This is a genomic window from Mesorhizobium sp. M4A.F.Ca.ET.090.04.2.1 (assembly GCF_003999085.1).
In the GTDB taxonomy this organism is placed as follows: Bacteria; Pseudomonadota; Alphaproteobacteria; order Rhizobiales; family Rhizobiaceae; genus Mesorhizobium.
In genome coordinates, this window is record NZ_RZOT01000756.1 from 1 (window position 1) to 2,010 (window position 2,010).

Annotated in this window: 3 protein-coding genes; all 3 read left to right on the forward strand. The window is 63.1% G+C overall.

The genetic code is table 11. The features are described 5' to 3' along the window. Nucleotides 1-624, forward strand: a 624-nt coding sequence (locus tag EN781_RS31435; protein ID WP_127400673.1) for a beta-ketoacyl-ACP synthase 3, incomplete at its 5' end; no start/stop codon positions are given. Between the two features lie 102 nt (nt 625-726). Beyond that, nucleotides 727-1,050, forward strand: a complete 324-nt coding sequence (locus EN781_RS31440; protein WP_006201891.1) for an integration host factor subunit alpha — start codon at nt 727-729, stop codon at nt 1,048-1,050. A gap of 131 nt (nt 1,051-1,181) precedes the next feature. Continuing rightward, entirely contained in the window at nt 1,182-1,724 is a 543-nt protein-coding gene (locus EN781_RS31445) for a MerR family transcriptional regulator (RefSeq protein ID WP_126054931.1), read from the forward strand. Nucleotides 1,725-2,010: the final 286 nt, after the last annotated feature.

Below are 2,010 nucleotides of genomic sequence, written 5' to 3' on the forward strand. Positions count from 1 at the left end.
GTCTACGCGGTGGCAACGGCCGACCTCTATATACGCGGTGGCCTGGCCAGGCGCGTGCTGGTGATCGGCTCGGAGACTTTCTCGCGCATCCTCGATTGGAGCGACCGCTCGACCTGTGTCCTGTTCGGCGACGGCGCAGGCGCCCTGGTGCTGGAAGCGGGCGAGGGGACCGGCGGCATCGCCGACCATGGCGTGCTGGCGGCGAGCCTGCGCTGCGACGGCGTCCACAAGGACAAGCTGTTCGTCGATGGCGGGCCATCGACCACCGGGACCGTCGGCCATCTCAGGATGGAAGGCCGCGAGGTGTTCAAGCATGCCGTCGGCATGATCACCGACGTCATCGAGGCGACATTCTCTCAGGCCGGCATCACTGCCGAGGACCTCGACTGGTTCGTGCCGCATCAGGCCAATAAACGGATTATTGACGCTTCCGCCAAGAAGCTCGGGATTGCCGAGCAAAAAGTGGTGGTCACGGTCGATTTGCACGGTAACACGTCGGCTGCTTCCGTGCCGCTGGCGCTCTCGGTGGCCGTCGCCGATGGTCGCATCAAGAAGGGCGACCTGGTGCTGCTCGAGGCGATGGGCGGAGGCTTCACCTGGGGCGCGGTTTTGGTCCGCTGGTAAGTGCCGAACTGAAGGGTTCGGTCCTTGACCTTGACGGATCAATTACTTAGGCTCTGCCGTTGCTTGTACCGATTTATGTTTTTGAGCTGATGGGACGGTCGCATGGGGGGAAAGACACTTACGCGCGCCGACCTTGCCGAAGCCGTTTACCGCAAGGTTGGCTTGTCGAGAACTGAATCGGCCGAGCTCGTCGAAGCGGTGCTGGACGAAATTTGCGAGGCCATCGTGCGTGGTGAGACGGTCAAGCTGTCGTCCTTCGCGACCTTCCATGTCCGCTCCAAGAACGAGCGCATCGGCCGCAATCCCAAGACCGGCGAGGAAGTGCCGATCCTGCCGCGCCGGGTGATGACCTTCAAGTCGTCGAACGTGCTGAAGAGCCGCATCCTGCGCTCGCACCAGAACAGCAAGGCCAAGGGCGGCAAGTAGCCGCCGCAAATGCCCGGTTGATAACGCCCGCGCGCTTTGACGCCGGGCTTGAATATTGTTTCATAAACCGCTGAAATAAGGCCCGATTCGGGACCAATCGGTCCGATCGCCGTCCAGCGGAGGATTCGCCCATGGACAAGAGCCCCGATGCTTTCCGCACCATCAGCGAGGTCGCGGAAGATCTCGATCTGCCGCAGCATGTGCTGCGCTTTTGGGAAACGCGTTTCAACCAGATCAAGCCGATGAAGCGTGGCGGCGGCCGCCGCTACTACCGGCCGCAGGATGTCGAGCTGATCAAGGGCATCCGCCATATGCTCTACGACCAGGGCTACACCATCAAGGGCGTGCAGAAGCTGTTGCGCGAGAACGGCAACCATTTCCTGGTTGCCATCGGCAATGGCGACATGGCGGCCGTCGAGGCGATCGCGCAGCGCCGGCAGGCCGAACAGGTGCCCCTGACACCGGCGGCCCAGCCACGCGGCGCCGACGACGAGATGCTTGTCGGCCAGCCCAGGGTGAAACCCAGCCGTCGCTTTTTCGGCCTCGGCAAGAGCGACGACGAAGGCCCGGTCCAGCCGGACTCCTCGAAACTGTCGCGCGACAACCGCGCGCTGCTGCAGGAGGCGCTGTTCGACCTGTTGGAGTGTAAGCGCCTGCTCGACCAGGTGCGCTAGGGTGGGTTGACATGCAGGTTGATGCCGGCCTGCGAACAGTGCCTGCCGCATCATGATCAAGGCGAAGGAAAATGGCGGCCGTCGCGCGGACGGCCGCCATTTTCCTTGATGGCACGCGATCAGTTCGCGAGCTTGAGCCGCTTCGTCGGATCGATCTTCATGACCTGGCTGCACTTGCCGTAAACGGTGCCGTTCTTGTCGGTGGCGTCGGTGTAGGTGCCCTTGCAGTCGATCTCCAGCACCAGACACGAGCCTGCGCCCTTACAGACCGCGCCGCCGTCGCCGG

Coding starts and splice junctions, on each gene's coding strand:
- EN781_RS31440 (WP_006201891.1), top strand. CDS start 727: ATGGGGGGAAAGACACTTACGCGCGCCGACCTTGCCGAAGCCGTTTAC.
- EN781_RS31445 (WP_126054931.1), top strand. CDS start 1,182: ATGGACAAGAGCCCCGATGCTTTCCGCACCATCAGCGAGGTCGCGGAA.